1 protein-coding gene is annotated in these 276 nt (G+C 65.9%); it reads left to right on the top strand.

The annotated features are described in order from the left end of the window. A partial coding sequence (locus AAEZ06_RS27215; protein ID WP_350617197.1) for an aminotransferase class V-fold PLP-dependent enzyme occupies window positions 1-276 on the top strand: 276 nt, incomplete at both ends.

The following is a 276-nucleotide window of genomic DNA, read 5'->3' as shown; positions in this document are numbered from 1 at the left end:
CGCGACGGATGCGTACGAGCATGCGCGGGAGACGGTGCAGCGCTTCATCGGCGCATCGTCGCCCGACGAGATCGTGTTCGTGCGCGGCACGACCGAGGCGATCAACCTGATCGCGAAGACGTGGGGCGTGCAGAACGTCGGCGAAGGCGACGAGATCGTCGTGTCGCATCTCGAGCATCACGCGAACATCGTGCCGTGGCAGCAGCTTGCCGCGCTCAAGGGTGCGAAGCTGCGCGTGATTCCGGTCGACGATTCGGGGCAGGTGCTGCTCGACGA

This window comes from Pseudomonas sp. HY7a-MNA-CIBAN-0227, assembly GCF_040310325.1.
Taxonomy (GTDB): domain Bacteria; phylum Pseudomonadota; class Gammaproteobacteria; order Pseudomonadales; family Pseudomonadaceae; genus Aquipseudomonas.
Note: the sequence above shows the minus strand (reverse complement) of the source record. Positions and strands in the feature narration are given on the sequence as shown.